Source organism: Modicisalibacter luteus DSM 23508, from assembly GCF_000378505.1.
GTDB lineage: Bacteria > Pseudomonadota > Gammaproteobacteria > Pseudomonadales > Halomonadaceae > Modicisalibacter > Modicisalibacter luteus.
Genome location: NZ_KB899990.1, coordinates 130,567 through 152,363, shown reverse-complemented (window position 1 = coordinate 152,363; position 21,797 = coordinate 130,567). Strand labels below are relative to the sequence as shown.

Below are 21,797 nucleotides of genomic sequence, written 5' to 3'. Positions count from 1 at the left end.
CGACAAGGGTGGCGAATTATCGCCACCCTTGTCGTCAAGAATCCCGGAGATGCTTATCCATCAGTAGCGCCCGTCATTCGGGGCCGGGGTCCGCATCCTTCTCTTTGCTCCACGTTTCATGGTTGGATCGCTTCATGCTTTCCACCTCATATTGAGCGTCCTCGTAGGAATCGAAGACACCCAACGGCGTTCCCGTATCACTGTCATAGACTTCGTAACGGGTTTCTCCGTCACCATCGGGCTCCCGCAGTTCGCGGATTTCCAATGCGCTATCGATCATGGGCTCCTCCTTGTCTGACACTAGCCATCGGTGGCATCCCCTGAGACATCGGTGATGACAGCCTGTTCCTGTCCATCGCCGGATGGCAAGCCTGCCACACCGTAAGTACCCATGGCCTGAAGGCGCAGGTTGCGCACGGTAACGCTGGCAATGTGAAGCGAGTAACGCCCCTTGGCTATAGAGGTAAACGACTACAGATTTCCCGGTTGGCACGTAGTGCCTCGGGATAGGAGGGATAGCGGTCAACCTCCTTGACTTCGCCGCCGGTCGTCTCGACAAGCGCCCAATAATCCGGCTGCTTGAGGCGGCCACGACGGGTATCGGCAATCGGCGTGATCTTGAAGCTACGCTTGGCCATGAAGAATCTCCTTTTTCTTTAAAGCCACTCTTCCAGCATGGTCAATTCTTCAGCGCAGGAAAACAAAATTTAACTCATCAAAAACAATTCCATAATGAAAAAAAGGCATAGCCCCACGTCAGACGATTGGAGCGTTAACGCCAGTTCAAGAATTTCGGTAGGCTATGCAGCTTGGACACCAACAGCTCATAACCATAAGGCAAGCATTGCCATGCAAAGAACGCTTCGCTCACTGGCCCTGGCCAGCCTTCCTCTGCTCACCGCCCTGTCCGCTTCCGCATTCGCTGTACCGGAAGGCAAGACGGAATGTATTGCCCCCGCCAAGCCCGGCGGCGGATGGGACTTCACGTGCCGTAGTGTGGCGCGCACCTTGCAGGAACTCGATTTAATACCTGCCGGCATGCAGACCATCAACATCGCCGGAGCCAGCGGCGGTGTTGCCTTCAGCCATGTGCTTGCCAAGCGCCAAGGCGACGAGGACACGATCGTGGCGGCATCCACCGCCACCACGACGCGCCTCGCCCAGCGCCGCTATGCTCAAGGCAGCGCTGATCAAGTCCGCTGGGCAGCAGCCTTGGGTGCGGACTACGGCATTATTGCGGTTGCCGAGGATGCTCCCTATGCCACATTCACAGAGCTTCTCGACGCCCTCGCGCAGGACCCCGGCAGTGTCAGCTTCTCCGGCGGTGATGTAGCCGGTGGGTTCGATCACCTGAAAGTGCTCATGTCCGCCCGCGAAGCCGGGATCGAGAAGCTCAGAGATATCAAGTATCTCGCTTTCGACTCAGGTAGCGTCGCCATTACCCAACTTCTCGGTGGTCATATCGACGCCTTTACCGGCGATCTATCCGAGGCCCTGGGCTTCGTGGAAAGCGGTGACCTGCGTCTGCTGGCCGTGTTTTCCGAAGAGCGCCTGCCCGGTGAGTTTTCCGATATCCCTACGGCCCGCGAGCAGGGCATCGACGTGATTGCCCCCAACTGGCGCGGCTTCTATCTACCAGGGGGCGTATCGGATGCCAGCTATCAGTGGTGGGTCGATAAGTTCGAAACTCTCTACGCGTCAGAGGAGTGGAAAGACGTCATGCAGCAGAACGGCCTGTTGCCCTTCCATAAGTCGGGTGACGCCATGACCCAGTTTGTCGACCAGCAGGTACAGGACATCCGCGAGTTGTCGGACACCCTGGGCCTGGTCAAGTAACCATGGCGCTGGGCCTTTATCTCGTCGTCGTACTGATCTGCCTGTTGGTGGTCGGCGGCACCGTGGGGTTGTTGATGATGGTACGGACCCCACGCTACCGCACCGAGCCCGATCACTTGCTAAAACTCTTCGACCGAGTCCTGGCCGGACAGTCGACGGAATCAGAGTGGCATGCGATCGTCGGCTATCCGATTCGTCACGATGCTTTCCTTGAAGGCGTGCGGCGCAAGGCCCAGCAGATCATGGATGAGCACGGCCGCCCCTGGCAGGTCGCCCAGGGCGGCTCGCTGCTGTCTCGCAGCGGCCGGGAAGAACTCCAGACAATACGTAACCAGCTTGCGTCTCGCATCATAGACCAGGAGGGCAAGCGGGAATTCTAACCATTTCGCTTCCCGTCATGATGGTCGGATCGTTATAGTAGTGTCAGCTGTCGTTATGAGGTTACGACATGACCAGTGCCATTCGCCTGACACCACTCGACAATGCCATCAAGCACCACGATCACGACTTCCACCAGATCGTGATCGGCCTGGATGGACACGCCGAGTTCGAGATCGAAGGTCTGGGCGGCTGTATCGCCCCCCTGACCGGCTGCATCGTGCCGGCCAACCATGTGCATTATTATGAAGGCATCGGCACCAATCGGCAGTTGATCTTCGACCTGCCCGATAACGCCCCTTCACTATCGGGCTCCCAACGCGAACTGGCCCGACTGTTTGACGCGCCCCGCTTCTTTGCCCTAGACGATCCCCTTCGCCTCTACCTGAATTTTCTGGTCCAAGAACTTTCCCTGCCCCGGCATGCTCAGGGCGACTTGCTAGCGGCCACCTTCCTCGGCTGCCTTCACTCGCGACTGCATGTAGCGCCACCTCCCTCGCGCCGTCTCGATCTTGATGGCCTGGATCGTTTCATCCAGAACAATCTCGAAAAGCGTCTGACTGTTGCCGACCTGGCCAGCCAGGCCTGCTTGAGCGAAGCCCACTTCAGCGAATGCTTCCGTGAGCAGACCGGCGTCACCCCTTACCAGTATCTGCTACGCCAGCGCCTGGCAGCCGCCCGCTATTGGCTCACCACCTCGATGCTGCCCCTCAGCGAGGTCGCGGCACGCACCGGGTTCGCTAGCCAAAGCGCTCTGTCGCACGCCTTCCGCCGCGCCTTCGATTATTCGCCGGGGCAACTTCGGCGCAATCCTCAACTGAGCCTGTCCCGGAACGCCCCCCTTCTTGACGCCGGTAGCAATACTTAGACCAACGTCGCAATTTTCTTGGATTTGTCACCAAGTCCCGAGGTTTTGACAAATCCAGCCGAGAAATTGGCAAGACGCAGCGGCCTCCCCCACCCTACATTCATGACATTCTGAAAACGCCTTATATCTTGGGAAAGCGCTGCCCGGCCATTTCTCGCCGCCCCCGAGCCTGCCCAAGACCTGACTGATGGGGTCGCAACAATGCTAAACGCCAAGACTATGCTGGATGCCAACACCTGGCAGCAGGATCCAGAGGCGCTGCTCAAGCAACTCAGCGAGCATTACATCGTCGATGAAGACGCCTACGTAGGCGAACTCGTCTCCCTGTTGCAGGCGGACGAAGATGACTTCAAGCGCATCGCCACCAAGACCGCCGAACTGGTCCGCGAAGTGCGCGAGATGGACACCGCCGTAGACTCCATCGATGAGCTGCTTCAACAGTACAGCCTGGACACGCATGAAGGGCTGATGCTGATGTGCCTGGCAGAAGCCATGCTGCGCATCCCGGACAAGTCCACGGCGGACGCCCTAATCGAAGACAAGTTGGGCCCTGCCGATTGGAAGTCTCACCTTGGGCAGAGTGAATCCTGGTTCGTCAATGCCTCGACCTGGGGCCTGCTGATGACCGGTCGCGTCATCCAGATGGACAAGCCGCGCGACGGCAAGCCAGCCAACTTCATCAACCGCCTGACAAATCGCATGGGTGAGCCGGTCATCCGTAGCGCCATGTACCAGGCCATGAAGATCATGGGACGCCAGTTTGTCCTTGGGCGCACCATCGACGAGGCGCTCAAACGCTCCAAGCCCCTCTTCGACAAGGGCTATACCTACTCCTATGACATGCTGGGCGAGGCGGCCCGTACCCGCCCCGATGCCAAGCGCTATTTCGACGACTACGCTAGCGCCATTGAGCGTGTCGGTGCCACCAGCCGCTCCCTGGGTGACAAAACACCCTCTCCCTCCATTTCGATCAAGCTATCGGCGCTGCATCCTCGCTATGAGTTCGGTCGCCGCAGCCAAGTGCTGGAAGAGCTTGTCGGTACCGTCAAGGAGCTGGCGGCGCTGGCCCGCAAGAACGATGTTGCCATCACCATCGATGCCGAGGAAGTCGATCGCCTCGAGCTGTCCTTGGAAGTCTTCCGCGCCGTTTACGAAAGCGACGTCTGCAAGGGCTGGGGGCACTTCGGATTGGTCGTACAGGCGTACTCCAAGCGTGCGCTGCCGGCGCTTCACTATCTGAACCGGCTGGCCGACATGCAGGGCGACGAGATTCCGCTGCGTCTGGTCAAAGGGGCCTACTGGGACACCGAAGTCAAGGAATCCCAGCAGCTTGGCGTCGATGGCTATCCGGTCTTCACCCGCAAGGTGAACACTGACGTCGCCTATCTGGTCTGCGCCAACTTCTTGCTGTCCGAGAACACGCGTGGCCGCATTTTCCCTCAGTTCGCCACTCATAACGCACATACCATCACGGCGATTCTGGAGTTGGCCAACGATGTCGATAGAGCCTTCGAGTTCCAGCGTTTGCATGGCATGGGCGAGGCCCTCTACGACGCGGCATTGAAACGCGCTCCTCAAGGCACGTATTGCCGTATCTACGCCCCGGTAGGCGCCCACAAGGACCTGCTGCCGTACCTGGTCCGCCGACTGCTCGAGAATGGCGCGAACTCGTCGTTCGTCCACCAGCTCGTCGATCCGCGCGTCCCGGTCGAGTCGCTGTGCATTCATCCCGCAGAAACCTTGAAGCAGTACGCCACTTACGCCAACCCGAAGATTCCGCTGCCCAAGGATATCTACGGCCCGACACGCAAGAACTCGAAGGGAGTGAACTTGAACATCCGAAGCCAGTACCAGCCTCTCGTCGACGAGATGGCCAAATTCATGGACAAGGAGCATCACGTCAAGCCGCTGCTGGCCTTCGACGTCCCCGACTCGCCATCCGATCGCCATGAGGTTCGCAGCCCGTACGACACACGCCAACTGGTGGGCAGCGTACAGTGGACCAATAAAGAGCAGGCGAAGAAGGCTGTGGATGCCGCATGGGCCGCCTTCCCACGCTGGCAGGCCACGCCGGTCGAGGAACGTGCACAAATTCTCGAGCGCTTCGCCGATGGCATGGAAAATCATCTCGCCGAGCTGATGACGCTGTGCTCACGTGAAGGCGGCAAGCTACTGACCGATGGCGTCGACGAGATCCGCGAGGCCGTGGACTTCTGCCGATACTACGCCAACCGGGCCCGCGATTTGTTCGGTGAAGCGACGCCGTTACCCGGGCCCACCGGCGAATCCAATGAACTCTACATGACCGGCAAGGGCGTGTTTGCCTGCATTAGTCCCTGGAATTTCCCGGTAGCGATCTTCTGCGGTCAGATGGTAGCTTCAGCTGTTTCTGGCAACTGTGTGCTGGCCAAGCCCGCCGAGCAGACCTCGCTCGTCGCTCACCGTGTGGTCGAGCTGCTCTATGAAGCCGGCATGCCGCGCGACGTCGTCCAGCTGTTGCCGGGCGATGGCCCTACGGTGGGCAGCGTGCTGTCCTCGGACCGCCGAATTACCGGAGTGGCATTCACGGGTTCCACTGACACCGCCCACATCATCAACCGTGCCCTGGCAGCGCGTGAGCAGTCGGCCATCGCTACATTGATCGCCGAGACGGGCGGCCTCAATGCAATGATCGTTGATTCTACCGCCCTGCCGGAGCAGGTGGTTGCGGACGTGGTACGCTCATCCTTCCAGAGTGCCGGCCAGCGCTGCTCGGCCCTGCGCATGCTTTACCTCCAGGAAGACGTAGCCGACCGCATCATTGAAGTGCTCAAGGGTGCCATGGACGAACTCAGCGTCGGTGATCCTCGTGATCTGGGGACCGATGTCGGCCCAGTCATCGACGAAGATGCACGCAAGGGCCTGCAAGCACACATCGAGCGCATGAAGGGCGAGGGTCGCCTGATCGCCGAGACCAAGCTCAACCCCGAACAGACCGGCGACGGCACCTTCGTGGCGCCGACTGCGTTCGAAGTCGAGGGCATTCAGACACTGGAAACCGAACAGTTCGGCCCGATCCTGCATATTGCCCGTTACAAGGCCAGCGAGCTGGATCAGGTGATCGACACCATCAACGGCAAGGGCTATGGCCTGACGTTTGGTGTCCACAGCCGCAACGAATCCTTCGCCAAGGCCATCAGCGAGAAAATTCGTGCGGGCAATGTGTACGTAAACCGTAATATCATCGGCGCCGTTGTCGGCGTACAACCTTTCGGCGGCCAGGGCTTGTCGGGTACCGGCCCCAAGGCGGGTGGTCCGCATTACCTGCTGAGCTTTGCCACCGAAAAGACCCGCACCGTCAACACTGCCGCCCTGGGCGGCAACGCGTCCCTGCTGGCTCTGGGCGACGACTGAGTCAACAGCAGGCCGTCTGGCGAGGGCCCACCGGCCCTCGTCGTGCTGCGTTGATGGCCAGGCACCGTTACGGTCACATCGTTAAGGCGGGAGCGTACGAAAGGCTCCTGAGAGAGGCACAATTGTCTCCATGGGCGTTTCGACGCTCGACAAAAACAAACGGATAGGACGACATTACCATGGTCGAAAATAACATCATCATAGGCATAACCTTTGCCCTATATCTCGGCTTGATGCTCTACATTGGCGTACTTGCCTGGAAACGCACCTCGGATCTTTCCGATTACATCCTGGGGGGTCGCTCACTTGGCCCCTGGACCTCGGCGATCTCCGCCGGCGCCTCGGACATGTCAGGATGGCTGCTGCTCGGTCTACCCGGCGCTGCTTACATCAGCGGCCTATCGGCCAGTTGGATCGCCATCGGGTTGTTGGCCGGTACTTGGCTGAACTGGCTGATCGTCGCCCGCCGGCTGCGGGTCTATAGCTTCCGCGCCAGTGACTCGCTGACCCTGCCTGATTTCTTCGCCAAGCGCTTCCGCGATCGCACTCATCTGCTGCGTGTCGTCTCGGCGATTTTCATCCTGCTGTTTTTCCTTTTCTATACCAGCTCGGGCCTGGTGGCCGGCGGCAAACTGTTCGAGACCGTGTTCGGCTTCGACTATCGCATCGCCATGACGGTCGGCACGCTGGCCATCATTTCCTACACGTTCTTCGGCGGCTTCCTGGCGGTCTCCTGGACTGACTTGATCCAGGGCCTGATGATGGCCGTAGCGCTGCTCATCGTCCCGGTCATAGCGCTGACCGAGCTGGGCGGGTTCGCCAGCAGCGGCTCGCAGATCCTCGCCGAGAACCCGGACATGTTGAAGTGGTTTACCGATGCCTCCACCGGCGAAGCATTGACGGCGGTCGGTATCATCAGCTCGCTGGCGTGGGGCCTGGGCTACTTCGGCCAACCGCACATCCTGGCACGCTTCGCAGCCATCCGTAGCGAGAAGGACATTCCGACCGCGCGTCGCATCGCCGTGACCTGGTCTGGCCTAACGCTGATTTGTGCCGTGGCAGTTGGTCTGCTGGGCCTGGTCTATGTCTCGCGCGACTTGGGCGACGGTGAAACGATCTTCATGGTCATGGTCAACGCTATCTTCCATCCGGTCATTGCCGGCGTGCTACTAGCTGCCATCCTTGCCGCCGTCATGTCCACAGCCGATTCCCAGCTGCTGGTATCTTCCTCGGCACTCACTGACGACTTCTACAAGGCCCTGTTCCGTAAGAATGCCACGGAAAACGAGCTGGTCTGGGTCGGTCGTTTTTCGGTGGTTGGCATTGCCCTCGTCGCCTATCTGCTGGCACTCAACCCCGATTCCACGGTATTGAGTCTGGTGTCTTATGCCTGGGCCGGCTTCGGTGCAGCTTTCGGTCCGGCCCTGATCATGGCGCTGTTCTGGCGTCGCATGAACCAGTGGGGCGCACTGGCCGGCATTCTCGTCGGAGGGATTACGGTCGTAGTGTGGAGTAAGGTTTCCGGAGGTATCTTCGATCTCTACGAGATCGTGCCGGGCGTCATCTTCGCTTATATCGCCATTGTCGTGGTCAGCTTGGTGACCGGCGAACCTTCCCGTGAAATTATCGAGGAATTTGATAGCCTCAAGAACGCCTGATCCGGGCGGGTTCCACCAACAGGCTGCCCTTGGGCGGCCTGTTGTCGTTTTGGCCATTAGCTGCGAATGAGCAGGACCATGAGCAGCATCAACATCAGCCCCCAGCACAGCGGTGCACCAAGCAGCCTGGCCGACCAGCCCGGTCGTACCAGCCCCATGCCATGGAAGAACCCTGCCCCCACAGCCCAAACGCCAAGCAGCCAGACAGGGAGACGCCAGCCCAATGGCAACGCCCTGATCAGTTGGGGCTCCAGCAGAAGCCAAAGTGCCAGTAGCGATGCCGCACCCAGCGACAGCAGTTGTGCGCCTTGCCCCAGCCTGTGATTCGCCTTTTCCATGCTCTCGTCTCCGCAGCGATATTCTTTTAGTAAAGCGCTTGCAGGGCGAAAATGCGAAGCCACCCCATCCTCGCTGGTATAGCTTCGAGCACAGCTATTAGGTAGATAACGAAAATTTACAAGACAAGTCGAACAGCGTTTCCTATACTTGGGCACACAATAAGAAACAGCGTTTTCTTATCAATATCGATGTCTCCCGCTGCAAAAATAGCGGGTTAAACATCAAAGGAGGTTGCCATGATTCGGAACAAACTGCTTCTTGCTGCCATCGTTGCAGGCGGTACCGTAACTGTTTCCCAGGCGGCACTCGCCTACGAAGCCGGAGATTTCCTGTTGCGTGGCGATATCGCCAAGACTAGCCCCGAAGGCGATGCTTCCGACAATATCGAGTCGGAAAACGGCTTTGTCGGTAGCTTGGGTTACATGCTGCACGACAAGGTAGGCGTAACGCTGGGCAGCAGCGAAGAGTTCGAGCATGAACTATCCGCTGGCACCTATGAAGGTTCCTTCGAGCAACAGCCCATCGACCTGATGGTCCAGTACTACCCGTTGGGCGGCCTGGATGCCCGTGTTCAGCCGTACGTCGGGGTTGGCGCGAACTACACGCGCTTCTCCGGTGAGAGCGATGGCCTGAACATCGACAACACTTGGGCAGCCAAAGGTGAACTGGGTGTCGATCTGTTCGTCACCAAGAACTTTGCCTTCAATGGTTTTGCGTCCTACACAGATCTGGATGCGGATTACAGCCTCAACGGAGTAAGCGACGAGGCAGACGTGGATCCGGTCACTGTGGGTGGCGGTGTCACCTTCCGCTTCTGATCGTCACGAGATTTGAGCGCAATCAACGCCGGGCCGATTGGCCCGGCGTTGTCGTTTCTGATACGTCTATTGCCTTGCTCTGAGTCGATAAATAATCAACGTGCAGAAAAGCGCGACAGTCCCAGCACAGCCAAGGTGGCATCACACAACCCGCTCACGGTTTCGGTTTCAGCAAGGCGTGCATGGTAGTCCCGGGACAGGAAGGGTTTGCCCGCCAACAAGTGGTCCAGATACTCGCGGGCCGGCTTCAGTGACGGCCGGGTCCGCTCGGGCACGGCAATGTACACCCAGGCTTCGATTTCCCCCTCTGGCGTATGGATGGGTCGACGTTGGCGAAAATAATCCTTGGGTACGCCCTCGAACGGGTCCATCAGTTCAATCTGGGCCGGCTCGAGCAGCTCGAATAGCACCCCTTCGACCCGCTCACCGGGGCGGGAGGTAACGTTGGCATGAGCAATGCCGGGAATACGTGACGCCTTATCGAACGTCAACACATAATCCATGAGCGTCCCGGACAAGGCCCTGCGCGTTTCGCCAATCCGGGCGGCCACGCGCTCGACATTCATGTTGCTACCGTAAGCGAAGTAATATGGCATCAGGCCTCCGTGACGATCCGGTCTACTTCGGCAACAGCCTCGACGACCAGCTGCCGCGTGCTGGGCCTGGCATTCTGCAGGTAGGCCTCGGCAGCGGGAGCGACATCGCAGGTAGCCGGCAAGGAACCCTTGGCGTCGACCAGAGCCTGTAAGCGCGCGATGAACACATAACGCAGCCACTGGGGCAGTTCCATGGTATCGACGCAGAAGGGCTCACGACTGTCGAAGGCCTCGGCTTCGGGGCGTGGTGTATTCCATAGATCCACGCTGCGCAGCGTGGACTCCAACTGTGACAAGGCCTGATCAAGTTCGGCGTGTGGTGTCATGAATATCCTCGAAAATCATTGACTGACGTGCATTATCCTTACCCTGACCGGCACTGGCCAGGCAGGTTTCCGGTGATGTGCAATGCTGGCTATCTACAATGCCGTTGTGGCAGTGAAGTGCATAATTCACAGAATGACTGAAAGAGCCTGTGGATAACCTTGGGAAAGATGGCGTCCGCCCACGCTCGACGCCAGTTAGGCAGAATCGATCAAAACTTGACCAAGCCACGACTGCAGGGGCTGGAAAGGTCAAGTACGACGCGCTACAGTGCGCGACCGGATCTTGAGGAAGACATGCAACCGATTCTCTCGCTTAGTGATTTCTTTGCCCGCACTGGGGCACAAGCGCTCTTCTATACCATGGGTCGCCAGGTCGCGCCCTGCGCGGCAGAGACCCTGGCCGCATTCGAGCGCAGTGAGCTCGCCTGGCCACGCCCTTGGCTGGGGCGTGCCCAACTAGCCTGTGTGTTTAAACTAGGCGATGAGCCGCTGATCTGGTTTCTGTCACTCCCTCTCGACGAGCAGGGCATGATCGATCCCGCCCCACGCGATGCATTTCTTCAGCGGTTACTGGAGACGCTGGGCCGAACGGCACAGCAGATGGACGCTGCCGATACCCAGCGGATCGACAATCTCATGCAGGACAACCCGCTGGCGTTTACCCCCGATCTAACCCAGCGTGCCGTGCTACATGCCCGAGCGAGCGCTAACCTGGGCCTGCCCGCCAGCGAACATCTGGAACTGGCCGAGTCTTACCTCAGCGGCCAGCTCGAGGCCGAGCAGTGGCAGGCGCTGGGGTTGCAGGGGTTGGCCGATTTCACCATTCGCCATGACTTCGACCAGGCACAAGCGCTCGCCCACCACCTGGCTGCGCTACCGGTGGACGTTTTGCGTCCGCTGTGCCACTGTCTGGAACATATCGAACCATCACCAGCCTTGACCCAGGCGTTTATTAACCGTGGCGAAACTGCTGCCTCCCAAGGCGACATCGAGACGTTCTGCGCATGCGTACGTGCCGTCGGTCAAGGGGAGCGTGAGAGCGTCGGGCCCTGGTACGATGCGCTGCTGGATGATACTGCAGCTTGCAGCCCCGACCTCCTGGCCGCCATCGCGGCACGTGGCTGGGCGCAACTGGAAGATGCTGAGCGTTTGCCGCGCTTTATCGAAGCCTTGGCGGCCGATGGGCGAACCGGCTTCGCCGCCGTGGTTCGCGACCTGGCGCTGATTCCCAGGCTACGCCTGCCGTTGCTGCTGAGTCTGCGCCAAGCATCACCGGACTCCGCCACTGGACGGCGTCTGGCCGGTCTGGCCAAACCGAACTGATTCGCTGAGTCGAGCCTCATTACGATGAAAGCATTGCCTTACCATGCCAAGGCGGTCATTGGCCGTCGCGAGATGGTCACGCTGCCAGAACTGGGACTGACTCTCTGCTGCAAGGCCGACACAGGTGCACGCACCTCAGCCTTGCATGCCGAAGATATCGAGACTTACGAGGAGGACGGCCACGTCTGGGTCAGTTTCGTGACACGCGGAGGTGGCCCGAATAGTCCTCCTCACCCCGTGCGTATGCATCTTCATGATCGACGGAAGGTGACCAGCTCCAACGGTCAGGCGCAGTGGCGCTTCGTGATTCGTACCCAGTTACTGCTCGGAGAGCTGGACTTCCCGGTCGAGCTAACGCTCACGGACCGCAGCAGTATGCGCCACCCCATGCTACTGGGACGACGAGCCATGCGCCGCCTTCTGGTCGCCCCCGGCACCGCCTTTCTGCACGGCGAACCCTGACCCATACCCACTCCCGCATCACCGGGCCGGAGAACGTAATGCATATCGCTCTATTGTCGCGTAATCGCAACCTGTACTCCACCCGCCGCCTGATCGAGGCGGGGGAACGCCGGGGTCACAGCGTACGCGTTGTGGATACCTTGCGCTGCTACATGAACATTGCCTCGCACCGCCCTTCCATTCACTACAAGGGCGAGGAGCTAGAGCATTTCGATGCAGTCATACCGCGTATCGGCGCTTCGGTCACATTTTATGGCTGTGCCGTGCTGCGTCAGTTCGAGATGATGGGCACCTATGTTCTCAATGACTCGGTCGCCATCACCCGCTCGCGCGACAAGCTCCGCTCTCTCCAACTGCTGTCGCGCAAGGGGCTAGGCCTTCCGATCACCGGTTTTGCCCATTCCCCCGATGACATTCCCGATCTCATCACCATGGTCAAGGGCGCGCCGCTGGTCATCAAACTGCTGGAGGGTACGCAGGGCATCGGCGTGGTTCTGGCGGAAACCAACCAGGCAGCCGAATCGGTGATCCAGGCGTTCATGGGCATGAAGGCCAATATCATGGTGCAGGAATACATCAAGGAAGCCAAAGGTGCCGACATCCGCTGCCTCGTGGTAGGCGACAAGGTAGTGGCCTCAATGAAACGTCAGGCTGCTGAGGGTGAGTTTCGCTCCAACCTGCATCGCGGCGGAAGTGCCAGCTTGATTCGCATCACCCCCGAAGAACGCTCCACAGCCACTCGCGCCGCCAAGGCCATGGGGCTGACGGTGGCTGGCGTGGACCTGTTGCGCTCCAATCACGGACCGGTAATCATGGAAGTCAACTCTTCGCCCGGCCTGCAAGGGATCGAAACCGCCACGGGCAAAGACATCGCCGGGCTGATCATCGAACATCTCGAAAAGCAAGCTAGTGCACCACGCAAAGCTCCCAACAAGGCACCTCCCAAGCCAAAGGGGTGAGTTTGGTATAGCAATAGTGCAAAACGAGAACAACAATAGTGGAAACACACAATTTCTTTGTGCTGGGGGTAGAAAAACACTGTTCTCCCCCGCACAATCTGCGTCACCGGAGGAGGTGACCGCTCATGTTTCTCGATAATCGCCAAGTGGCGATGGATAGCGTGCTGGAAGCGCTGGCCGATAGCCTGGACTATTTTCAGGACAACTTCGAACGCCTGCGCCCTTCATTGCGCGACGCCCTGAAACCGCATTATGAACAGCGCGGCAAGGACATGCGCGAGCTTCAGACCTTGGCCAAGCAGCATCTGAACCTGCTACCCCGAGATGCCGATGTCGAGCGGGACGACTACCTCTGGTTATGGAGTCGGCTAAAGAGCTTCGTGGGTGACGACAGCCAAGTGCTTGTCAACGAATTGCTTGAGCAGGAACGCGTGCTCATGCAGGCTCTGGCGACCCTGCATACGCACCCTTTACCCGACCCCATCGAGCCGGTAATCGAGCGCTGCTGGAAAGGCTGCCGCGCCCTGATCCGTGAACTCTACCGACTGCAGAAGCCCAAGCACCGGCGCTGATCGCCGCTGCCGGCTCTCTGCATCATCCTCACTGTCGCCAGTCGAGAGGAAACAACAACAGGTTGATATCCTCGGGCGACTGGCATGCCAGGGCTGAAGCCACATGGTCGAGCCTTGGGTCATCGTATGCATTTGACGCCGCGAGCATATTGACCAACGCATCGCTGGCTTCGAACCCATGCAGTTCCTTGTATGGCCACGAGCTCTTACTGGCGTGGACGGCTACGAACTCGAAGCCTTCCTTAAGCGAGCGCTCCCGGGCTTCATATCCCCAGATAACCTCTCCTAGCCTTTCACCATATCGACCAAGCAGCTGGTAGGCCTCGAGATTGAAGTTGGTGTAATGCCAAGGGCGCGTACGATTCAGCTCCTCTTTCTGCTTGCCTTGGTCATCGAAGTGCTCGGTGATTCGCTCGTGAGTCACCTTCAACTGCTGACGAGCAATATTCTCCTGACCGGTAAACAACGCGAAAGCCACTACTTGAGCGTCATACCACGTGCCATGGTTGTTATCAGCCTCACCCTCTTCGATACCATTCTTGCTGGTCAACAACCAGTTCAGGAACTGACGATACCAGTCATGAATTGCGGCAGTTTCCGAGGTAGTGAGTACTTTCCCCGCACGAATCAACTCGATGGCGTCCGCGACGCGGATCAGCACCCGGCTGTCGATGATGCCGATATCGCGTCCATCCACTCGGCCCGGAATGGCTTGGGCGTAGCGCATATTCGGACTCATCCGCGTCTCGGGATCAACGAACCAGCTGATGACCTGCTGCGCCGCCTTCTCGGCATACTTGCGCTGGCCGGTGTAGTAATACGCCAAACCCAACGCATGTACATCCGTTGAAAAATCGATCATACGCTGCTTGTCGGTCGCATTACTTTTGGTAGCCTCGTTGTACTCCCCATCGCGTCGGACGTAAGGCAGTCCGCTCTCGGTATCGGGATTAGGCCACCAATAGGGGGCGAAGCTGAAATAATCATGCCGGTTGCCGCTGACAGGTAGCTGTGTCTTGTCAGTGACCGAATACAATGGGGCTTTCAGGGCTTCGTTAGCTTCCTTGAGCAACTTCTGATACGCAGGCATGATCTCGGGCTGTTGGCGATCTACCGCTTCGCGTCAGGCTGTCAGGAAACCTGGCGAGTAGGTCAGCCATCCGGATTCGGATGCCTACGCCGGGATGACAGGCAGACTAGAATAGGGGGATAAAACATGTGCGCATTGCAGGCTCCTTCCCTGGCGGTGACGACACGATGAGATAAGTGATAGGAACCGTTCTGTACAATCCATGTTTAGAACGTCAGGTCGAACTACCGATTCGCCGGTACGATATGCAGGGGCTCCCGCGGGCCAAGGAAATAAGGCTTGCGCCCCCAGAGGTAGAGATCTCCCAGTGTTGCCACGCGTGCCAGCCACTCTCTGACATGCAGTTGCCAGACACCGCTCACAGCGGGAGTTGGCGCAGCACACCCCATTGCTTCGATGCCCAGGGCATCGGCAATGAACAATGCTCGTGGTAAGTGCCAGTCTTGAGTAATGAGTAGCGTACGCGAGACACCGAATATCTCCCGTGCTCGAATCAAGGTATCGAAAGTGCTGAAGCCGGCATAGTCGAGGGTCATGTCAATGTCGCGTACATTACTGGCACGCAAGTCACGCCACATGGTTACGGGTTCATTGTAAAAGCGTGTGCGATTATCGCCGGAGAGCAGAAGGTGCTGGACCCGTTGGGTCCGAAGCAATTGGGACGCGGCGCCTAGACGCGCCGAATACAATGGATTGCGACCACCACCTCGAGCCCAATAGGACGTACCGAAGACGATCCCCACGGGTTCAGTAGCACAAAGGAGTAAGTCAGTCTCGATGCGGTCCTGAGTTCTTGCCAGAATCCAAGTATTGGCCGCCAAGACGACGCCGATGGCAAGCAGGGCCAGCACGGTCAGGATCACGATCAGTCTTTTTGCAAAGAGAGCCACGGCCGGCCGCATCGCAACATTCGCTCCTGCATGCGGCTCGGTTCGACGGAGAGCCGGGAATGTCTGGGATTATTGTTTCGTGCTAGCAGGCAAAGCGCCACTGAAGCCATGATACAGAAGCACGAGATCACCGGACACTATCATGTACTTAGAACATGCCCAGTTCCAGGCGGGCTTCTTCTGTCATCATGTCGCGGCTCCACGGTGGGTCGAAGACGGTCTCGACATGAACCTTGGCTATCTGGGGCGCTCCCAGAATCTTGCGCCGGGCGTCTTCAGCGATGACGTCCCCCATGCCGCAACCTGGTGCCGTCAACGTCATACGGATGGTAACAATACGCTCACCGGACAGCAGGCGTTCGAGGCGACAGCCGTAGACCAACCCCAGATCGACGATATTGACCGGTATTTCCGGGTCAAAGCAGGTCCGCAACTGGTCCCAGACGAATTGTTCGATGGCCTCTTCGCTTGCGTCCTCGGGCAACGTCGGCCGCGGCACGGGCTCGAGCCCAAGAGCATCCAGATCACTGCCCTCGATCAGGAATAGACGCCCTTCGTAAGCCACACTGACGGTACTGCCCTTCGCCTGCATCACTGACACGACGCTGTCTTCCGTCAGTGTCACGCTCTTGCCGAAGGGAATCGAAATGGCATCGACATCCCGCTGGAGGGGCATTTCCTGCCCCTTGTAAAGCCCATCAAGTTGCTGCATTGGTATCCTTCGCCTTGCCTTGTCTCACCGGCACTTACCGAACCATTGCCACCACACGTTGCAATGCTTCAACAAAAGTGTCGACTTCTTCTCGCGTATTGTATGCGGCAAACGATGCCCGGCAGGTCGCATCGACACCGAAGTGATGCAGCAGCGGTTGGGCACAATGGTTACCAGTCCGAACCGCCACGCCAAGCTGGTCGATCAATAGACCGATATCTTGGGCATGTGCACCATCAACCACGAAGGAAATGACCCCAGCCTTACGCGGAGCCGTTCCCAGAATGCGCAGCCCATCGACCTCTGCTAGACGCTCATTCGCATGCGCCAGCAACTGCTGCTCCCAGGCGCCGATACGGGCGATACCGATATCCGCCACCCACTCCAGAGCGCGCCCCATGGCGATGACATTGGCGATCGGCGGCGTGCCGGCCTCGAATTTGTGAGGAATATCGGCATAGGTCGTTCCGGCATCGAAAGATACCGTCTTGATCATCTCGCCGCCGCCCTGCCAGGGTGGCATGGCCTCGAGTAGCGCCGCCTTTCCATAAAGGGCACCGACCCCGGTCGGCCCATAGACCTTATGGCCAGAGAAGGCATAGAAATCGGCATCGATTGCCTGGACGTCAACCGGCTCGTGAGGGATCGCCTGGGCACCATCGATCAGGATCAACGCTCCGTGATCGTGCGCAATGGCCGCCATTTCCTTTACAGGATTGATGGTGCCAAACGCATTGGAAATATGGTTGACCGCTACCAGGCGAGTTCGCTCATTGAACAGGCTGCGATAAGCCGCCATGTCCAGCGCACCACGCTCGTCGACCGGGATCATGCGGATGCGAAACCCCACCTGCTCAGCCAGCAACTGCCAGGGCACAATGTTGGAATGATGTTCAAGCTGCGATATTAACACCTCATCACCGGGCTTGAGGTTGTTGCGGCCCCAGCTGTTGACGACCAGGTTGATGGCTTCGGTCGTTCCCCGTGTAAAGACGATCTCGCGCCGATCCGCCGCGCCAGTGAAACCACGCACGATCTCACGCGCCTGCTCATAGGCTGCCGTAGCCTCATCCGCCAGGGTATGCAGCCCACGATGGATATTGGCATTATAGTGCCGGTAATAATGATCTAGCGTCTCGATGACCTGACGTGGCGTCTGGCTCGTTGCCGCATTGTCGAGATAGACGAGCGGCTTGCCGTGCACCTGGCGCGCCAGAATCGGGAAATCCCGGCGCACCTGTTCGACATCAAGGGAAAGATCGGCCAACACGGTCATGGTTCATTCCTCCCCGAGCCCGGTATCGTGCACTTCGTTGAGTGACGCGTCGACCAGTTCGGTGAGATTGAAGCGCTCCGGTAATTTCCCAGCCACGGTTCGCTCGACCCGCTCGGCAATCGCATCCACGGTCACTTGCTCCATGACCTCGCCAGCAAACGCCAGCGTCAACAGGCCACGAGCCGTCTGTTCATTGATACCTCGTGTTCGCAATGCAAACACCGCCTTCTCGTCGAGCTGACCGGTCGTGGTGCCATGCGAGCACTTGACGTCGTCGGCATAGATCTCCAATTCCGGCTTGGCATCGATCTCGGCGCGGTCGGAGAGCAGCAGGTTGGCGTTGCTCTGATACGCCTCGATCTTCTGGCTATCGCGCTTGACGATTACCTTGCCATTAAATACGCCACGCGCCCGATCCCCCAGGATGCCTTTGTAGTTCTCATTGGAGAACGTCGTCGGTGCGTTATGGTTAACCAGAGTGTGGTTATCCACGTGTTGCCGACCCTGGGCGAAGAACAGTCCAAGATAACTGGCCTCGGCGCCCTGGGCGTTGAGGTCAGACACCAAGTCGTTGCGCACCAGAGCGCCACCCAGGTTGATGTTGAACGAGGTGAAGCGGCTGTCGCGTCCTTGATCAACATGCAGGCTGGCGATATGGAAGTCGCCTAGCGGCGCTTCCTGCAGCTTGTAGTGGTTAAGAATGGCACCGCGCTCGAGCAGGATCTCGCCGACCACATTCGTGAAATTGGCAGCATCGGCTTCACCCACGTAATGCTCCACCACCGTCGCCTGGCTGCGTGCCCCCGCCTGGACGAGCACTCGCGGATGACTCATGACCGCTGCGTCATTGGCGCGTGACAGGAACTGCAGGACGATCGGCAGCTCGACGACGGTACCCGGTGCCAATCGGATCACGGCGCCTTCTTCGGTAAAGGCGGTGTTCAACGCCGAAAACGGCGAAAACTCCACGCCGGTCAGACGACCCAGCGCTCCCCCTACGGCTTCGTGATTGTCTGCCAAGGCCTGCGACAGTGGCTCGACGCTTGCCCCGCTCGGTAGCGCCGACAGGTCGGAGAGTTCGGCGGAAAACAGGCCATCGACGAAGGTCAGGCGAATGGCCTCGATCGGCAGGGTCAGGGCCGCCGCTGCCGCCTTGGAGAACGCCGCATCGCGAGCGAGAGCGAAATCGCCCTCACCGATACGCCGTACGTCAGTATATTTCCAGGCCTCATCTCGCCGGGTGGGAAACCCAAGCGCTTCAAAGCGTGCTGCAGCGGCCTGACGACGCGCCACAATCCAGGTCGGCTCTGGCAGGGATGCTGCCTGGCGTTCGCTGACACGCTCCTCGAGACGGTTCAAAAAGGTTTGGGCTCCACTCATGCCGCAGATTCCTCCGTTACCCATTCGTAACCGCGCGATTCCAGTTCCAGAGCCAAGGTCTTGTCACCGGACTTGACGATACGACCATCGACCAGCACATGAACGTAATCGGGCTCGATGTAATCGAGCAGGCGCTGATAGTGGGTCACCATGAGAATGGCACGCTCGGAATCACGCAGGGAATTGACCCCTTCCGCGACAACTTTCATGGCGTCGATATCGAGGCCGGAGTCGATTTCATCGAGCATCGCCAACTTCGGCTGCAACACCAGCATCTGCAGAATCTCGTTGCGCTTTTTCTCGCCCCCCGAAAAACCTTCATTGACGGCGCGCTGCAGGAAGCTGGGGTCCATCTTCATGTAAGCCAGCTTTTCCCTAACCAGTTTCATGAATTCAGGCGCCGGCATTTCGCCTTCGCCACGCGCTGCCCGTTGCGCGTTGAGGGCCGCCTTGAGCAGGTAGACGTTCTTGACGCCTGGAATCTCGACCGGGTACTGAAAACCGAGCAACAAGCCAGCCTGGGCGCGTTCCTCGATTTCCATTTCCAGTACATCCTGGCCCTCGAAAGTGATTGACCCAGAAGTCACTTCGTACCCCTCGTTACCGGCGATAACCGCCGACAAGGTCGACTTGCCCGCCCCGTTGGGCCCCATGATGGCGTGGACCTCACCGGGATTGACGGTCAGGCTCAGCCCCTTGAGGATTTCCTTCCCTTCCACCGTGACGTGCAGATCTTTGACTTCGAGCATGTTTTGCCACCTTGAAATTCGAATTCGCGAGGCCGCTATCGCGTCCTCTCTAAAATTTTCGTGAAACGAGCCAGCCGTTTCTTAACCCACCGCACCTTCGAGCGTCACGTTCAGCAAGGCCTCGGCCTCGACGGCAAACTCCATCGGCAACTCCTGGAACACATCCTTACAGAAGCCGTTGACGATCATGTTGACCGCGTCTTCTTCGGAAATTCCACGCTGCCGGCAATAGAACAACTGGTCCTCACCGATTTTCGAGGTCGTTGCTTCGTGCTCGACGGTCGCGCTGCTATTGCCGATCTCCTGGTACGGGAAGGTATGCGCGCCACAGCGATCGCCGATCAATAGCGAGTCACACTGAGTGAAATTGCGCGCGCCCTTGGCCCGCGGCCCGATCTTGACGAGCCCACGATAGGCCTGTTCGCTGTTACCGGCAGCGATGCCCTTGGAGACGATGGTCGACTTGGTGCCCTCACCTATGTGGATCATCTTGGTCCCGGTATCGGCCTGCTGGCGCCCGTTGGTCACGGCAACGGAATAGAATTCACCGACGCTATCCTTGCCACGCAAGACGCAGGACGGATATTTCCAGGTAATCGCTGAGCCGGTTTCGACCTGTGTCCATGACACCTTGGATCGGTCGCCGCGGCAATCGGCACGCTTGGTAACGAAATTATAGATACCGCCACGCCCTTCCTCGTCACCGGGATACCAGTTCTGCACGGTGGAGTACTTGATGTAGGCATCTTCCAGCGCTACCAGCTCAACGACAGCGGCATGCAACTGGTTCTCGTCACGCATCGGTGCGGTGCAGCCTTCCAGGTAAGAGACCTGCGCCTGTTTTTCACAGATGATCAGGGTCCGCTCGAACTGGCCTGTATTGGCGGCGTTGATGCGGAAATACGTTGATAGCTCCATGGGGCAGGTCACGCCCTCAGGAACGTAGACGAACGAGCCATCCGTGAACACGGCTGAGTTGAGAGCGGCGAAATAGTTGTCGGCCTTGGGCACCACCGTACCAAGATACTGCTTGATCAGTTCCGGGTAGTCGCGGATGGCTTCTGAGATCGAGCAGAAGATGACACCAGCCTCGCCCAATTTTTCCTTGAAGGTAGTGGTTACCGATACAGAGTCGAATACAGCGTCGACGGCAACCCCGGCCAGAGCGGCGCGCTCATGTAGCGGAATACCCAGTTTCTCGTAGGTTTCGAGCAGCTTGGGGTCGACTTCATCAAGGCTCTTGGGGGCATCGTCCTTGGATTTCGGCGCACTGAAATAGGAAATTGCCTGATAATCGATAGGCGGATAATTCAGGTGCGCCCAAGACGGTGCCTTCATCTTCAACCACTGCTGATAGGCATCCAGGCGCCACTCAAGCATCCACTCTGGCTCGCCTTTCTTCTGGGAGATGAAAGCGATCACGCTCTCATCTAGACCGGGCGGTACGGTCTCGCTTTCGATGTCGGTCACGAACCCTTGGGTATACTCGCGACGGACAAGCTGTTCCATTTCCTCGGTAGCCATGGTCTCTTCCTCCGGGCCGTGTACTGATGAACCCTTGTTCAAGCTAAATGACGGCGCTCAACCCTCGGCCGAAACGGCCAGAGAAACGCTCTGTATAGGAAGCTGCACGGGCAGCTTGATCGGTGTTGTCTGTGCCAGATGAGCCAGCGTGACACTATCGAGCAACGTACGAATCGCCAGGGAGACACGCTGCCAGTTGTCTGCGACGCCACAGCTTCCTGCCAGGTCACAACCTCCACCGGCATGACTGCAGTCAGTCATGGCCACCGGCCCCTCGATGGCCGCGATGATGTCACTCGCGGTAATCTGGTGCGCTGGCCGGGCCAAGCGATATCCCCCCTGAACGCCTCGCTGGGAGACCAGCAATCCAGCTCGCACGAGCATCTTCAACGTCTTGCTTACCGTGGGGTGGGGCAAATTAACCGCCTCTGCCAGCTCGGCCGCTGCATAGGATTGCTCCGGCTGCCTGGCAATCTGCGCCATCACGACGGCGGCGTAATCAGTTAGCTTGGACAGCTTCAACATGCCTGAACTCCAGCCAACAAAAGAATGAGGACCATTTTAGTCCTCATTAAAAACATTGTGAAGGGACCTTCTCGATTGAAGTTTTCTAGCCGGCAAATAGACAATAACGATTATCATTAACAG

Annotated in this window: 23 protein-coding genes; 10 read left to right on the top strand and 13 right to left on the bottom strand. The window is 58.6% G+C overall.

What is annotated here, in order from left to right; translation table 11 throughout:
* Window positions 1-73 precede the first annotated feature (73 nt).
* A complete protein-coding gene (locus tag F568_RS0103340) occupies window positions 74-280 on the bottom strand; it encodes a hypothetical protein (protein WP_019017286.1) in 207 nt (68 codons plus the stop codon).
* A gap of 175 nt (window positions 281-455) precedes the next feature.
* Window positions 456-638, bottom strand: a complete 183-nt coding sequence (locus F568_RS0103330) for a hypothetical protein (protein ID WP_019017284.1) — start codon at window positions 636-638, stop codon at window positions 456-458.
* A gap of 211 nt (window positions 639-849) precedes the next feature.
* Between F568_RS0103330 and F568_RS0103325 the strand changes: the two genes are divergently transcribed.
* From F568_RS0103325 to putP, 5 genes are all read left to right on the top strand, one after another.
* A complete protein-coding gene (locus F568_RS0103325; protein ID WP_019017283.1) occupies window positions 850-1,836 on the top strand; it encodes a Bug family tripartite tricarboxylate transporter substrate binding protein in 987 nt (328 codons plus the stop codon).
* 2 nt (window positions 1,837-1,838) lie between these two features.
* Complete coding sequence (locus F568_RS0103320; RefSeq protein ID WP_019017282.1) at window positions 1,839-2,216, top strand: hypothetical protein; 378 nt, start codon at window positions 1,839-1,841, stop codon at window positions 2,214-2,216.
* A 68-nt stretch (window positions 2,217-2,284) separates the two neighbouring features.
* Window positions 2,285-3,082, top strand: coding sequence for an AraC family transcriptional regulator (locus F568_RS22055; RefSeq protein ID WP_019017281.1), 798 nt, complete (start codon window positions 2,285-2,287; stop codon window positions 3,080-3,082).
* Between the two features lie 201 nt (window positions 3,083-3,283).
* Window positions 3,284-6,475, top strand: a complete 3,192-nt coding sequence (gene putA, locus F568_RS0103310) for a bifunctional proline dehydrogenase/L-glutamate gamma-semialdehyde dehydrogenase PutA (RefSeq protein WP_019017280.1) — start codon at window positions 3,284-3,286, stop codon at window positions 6,473-6,475.
* 179 nt (window positions 6,476-6,654) lie between these two features.
* On the top strand, window positions 6,655-8,133 hold the full coding sequence (gene putP, locus F568_RS0103305; RefSeq protein ID WP_019017279.1) for a sodium/proline symporter PutP: 1,479 nt from the start codon (window positions 6,655-6,657) through the stop codon (window positions 8,131-8,133).
* Between the two features lie 56 nt (window positions 8,134-8,189).
* On the opposite strand, the gene F568_RS22050 is transcribed toward putP, so the two are convergent.
* Complete coding sequence (locus tag F568_RS22050; RefSeq protein WP_019017278.1) at window positions 8,190-8,471, bottom strand: hypothetical protein; 282 nt, start codon at window positions 8,469-8,471, stop codon at window positions 8,190-8,192.
* Window positions 8,472-8,708: 237 nt separating this feature from the next.
* On the opposite strand from F568_RS22050, the gene F568_RS0103295 reads away from it, so the two are divergent.
* A complete protein-coding gene (locus F568_RS0103295; RefSeq protein ID WP_019017277.1) occupies window positions 8,709-9,290 on the top strand; it encodes an OmpW/AlkL family protein in 582 nt (193 codons plus the stop codon).
* Window positions 9,291-9,385: 95 nt separating this feature from the next.
* On the opposite strand, the gene F568_RS0103290 is transcribed toward F568_RS0103295, so the two are convergent.
* A complete protein-coding gene (locus F568_RS0103290) occupies window positions 9,386-9,886 on the bottom strand; it encodes a gamma-glutamylcyclotransferase family protein (RefSeq protein ID WP_019017276.1) in 501 nt (166 codons plus the stop codon).
* Window positions 9,886-10,212: a YqcC family protein gene (locus F568_RS0103285; protein ID WP_019017275.1), complete on the bottom strand. Its 327-nt coding sequence runs from the start codon at window positions 10,210-10,212 to the stop codon at window positions 9,886-9,888. The genes F568_RS0103290 and F568_RS0103285 overlap by 1 nt, the downstream gene beginning before the upstream one ends.
* A 294-nt stretch (window positions 10,213-10,506) precedes the next feature.
* On the opposite strand from F568_RS0103285, the gene F568_RS0103280 reads away from it, so the two are divergent.
* The 4 genes from F568_RS0103280 (at window position 10,507) to F568_RS0103265 (ending at window position 13,528) form a co-directional block, all read left to right on the top strand.
* A complete protein-coding gene (locus F568_RS0103280; protein ID WP_019017274.1) occupies window positions 10,507-11,535 on the top strand; it encodes a DUF3549 family protein in 1,029 nt (342 codons plus the stop codon).
* 24 nt (window positions 11,536-11,559) lie between these two features.
* Window positions 11,560-11,997 carry an ATP-dependent zinc protease family protein gene (locus tag F568_RS0103275; protein WP_019017273.1) on the top strand — a complete coding sequence of 146 codons (438 nt, stop codon included), beginning with the start codon at window positions 11,560-11,562 and terminating at the stop codon, window positions 11,995-11,997.
* 38 nt (window positions 11,998-12,035) lie between these two features.
* Window positions 12,036-12,956, top strand: coding sequence for a 30S ribosomal protein S6--L-glutamate ligase (gene rimK, locus F568_RS0103270; RefSeq protein ID WP_019017272.1), 921 nt, complete (start codon window positions 12,036-12,038; stop codon window positions 12,954-12,956).
* Between the two features lie 125 nt (window positions 12,957-13,081).
* Complete coding sequence (locus tag F568_RS0103265) at window positions 13,082-13,528, top strand: hypothetical protein (protein WP_019017271.1); 447 nt, start codon at window positions 13,082-13,084, stop codon at window positions 13,526-13,528.
* 28 nt (window positions 13,529-13,556) lie between these two features.
* On the opposite strand, the gene F568_RS0103260 is transcribed toward F568_RS0103265, so the two are convergent.
* From F568_RS0103260 to F568_RS0103225, 8 genes are all read right to left on the bottom strand, one after another.
* Window positions 13,557-14,618 carry an alginate lyase family protein gene (locus F568_RS0103260; RefSeq protein ID WP_019017270.1) on the bottom strand — a complete coding sequence of 354 codons (1,062 nt, stop codon included), beginning with the start codon at window positions 14,616-14,618 and terminating at the stop codon, window positions 13,557-13,559.
* A gap of 224 nt (window positions 14,619-14,842) precedes the next feature.
* Window positions 14,843-15,508: a SanA/YdcF family protein gene (locus tag F568_RS0103255; protein WP_229804193.1), complete on the bottom strand. Its 666-nt coding sequence runs from the start codon at window positions 15,506-15,508 to the stop codon at window positions 14,843-14,845.
* Window positions 15,509-15,656: 148 nt separating this feature from the next.
* Complete coding sequence (gene sufT / locus F568_RS0103250) at window positions 15,657-16,220, bottom strand: putative Fe-S cluster assembly protein SufT (protein ID WP_019017268.1); 564 nt, start codon at window positions 16,218-16,220, stop codon at window positions 15,657-15,659.
* Window positions 16,221-16,254: 34 nt separating this feature from the next.
* Window positions 16,255-17,496 (bottom strand): cysteine desulfurase, encoded by a 1,242-nt coding sequence (locus tag F568_RS0103245; protein ID WP_019017267.1) that lies wholly within the window; start codon window positions 17,494-17,496, stop codon window positions 16,255-16,257.
* Between the two features lie 3 nt (window positions 17,497-17,499).
* On the bottom strand, window positions 17,500-18,876 hold the full coding sequence (gene sufD / locus F568_RS0103240; RefSeq protein ID WP_019017266.1) for a Fe-S cluster assembly protein SufD: 1,377 nt from the start codon (window positions 18,874-18,876) through the stop codon (window positions 17,500-17,502).
* Window positions 18,873-19,625: a Fe-S cluster assembly ATPase SufC gene (gene sufC / locus F568_RS0103235; RefSeq protein ID WP_019017265.1), complete on the bottom strand. Its 753-nt coding sequence runs from the start codon at window positions 19,623-19,625 to the stop codon at window positions 18,873-18,875. Before sufC ends, sufD begins: the two co-directional genes overlap by 4 nt.
* An 81-nt stretch (window positions 19,626-19,706) precedes the next feature.
* Complete coding sequence (sufB, locus tag F568_RS0103230) at window positions 19,707-21,149, bottom strand: Fe-S cluster assembly protein SufB (RefSeq protein WP_019017264.1); 1,443 nt, start codon at window positions 21,147-21,149, stop codon at window positions 19,707-19,709.
* 57 nt (window positions 21,150-21,206) lie between these two features.
* Window positions 21,207-21,674 (bottom strand): SUF system Fe-S cluster assembly regulator, encoded by a 468-nt coding sequence (locus tag F568_RS0103225; protein WP_019017263.1) that lies wholly within the window; start codon window positions 21,672-21,674, stop codon window positions 21,207-21,209.
* Window positions 21,675-21,797: the final 123 nt, after the last annotated feature.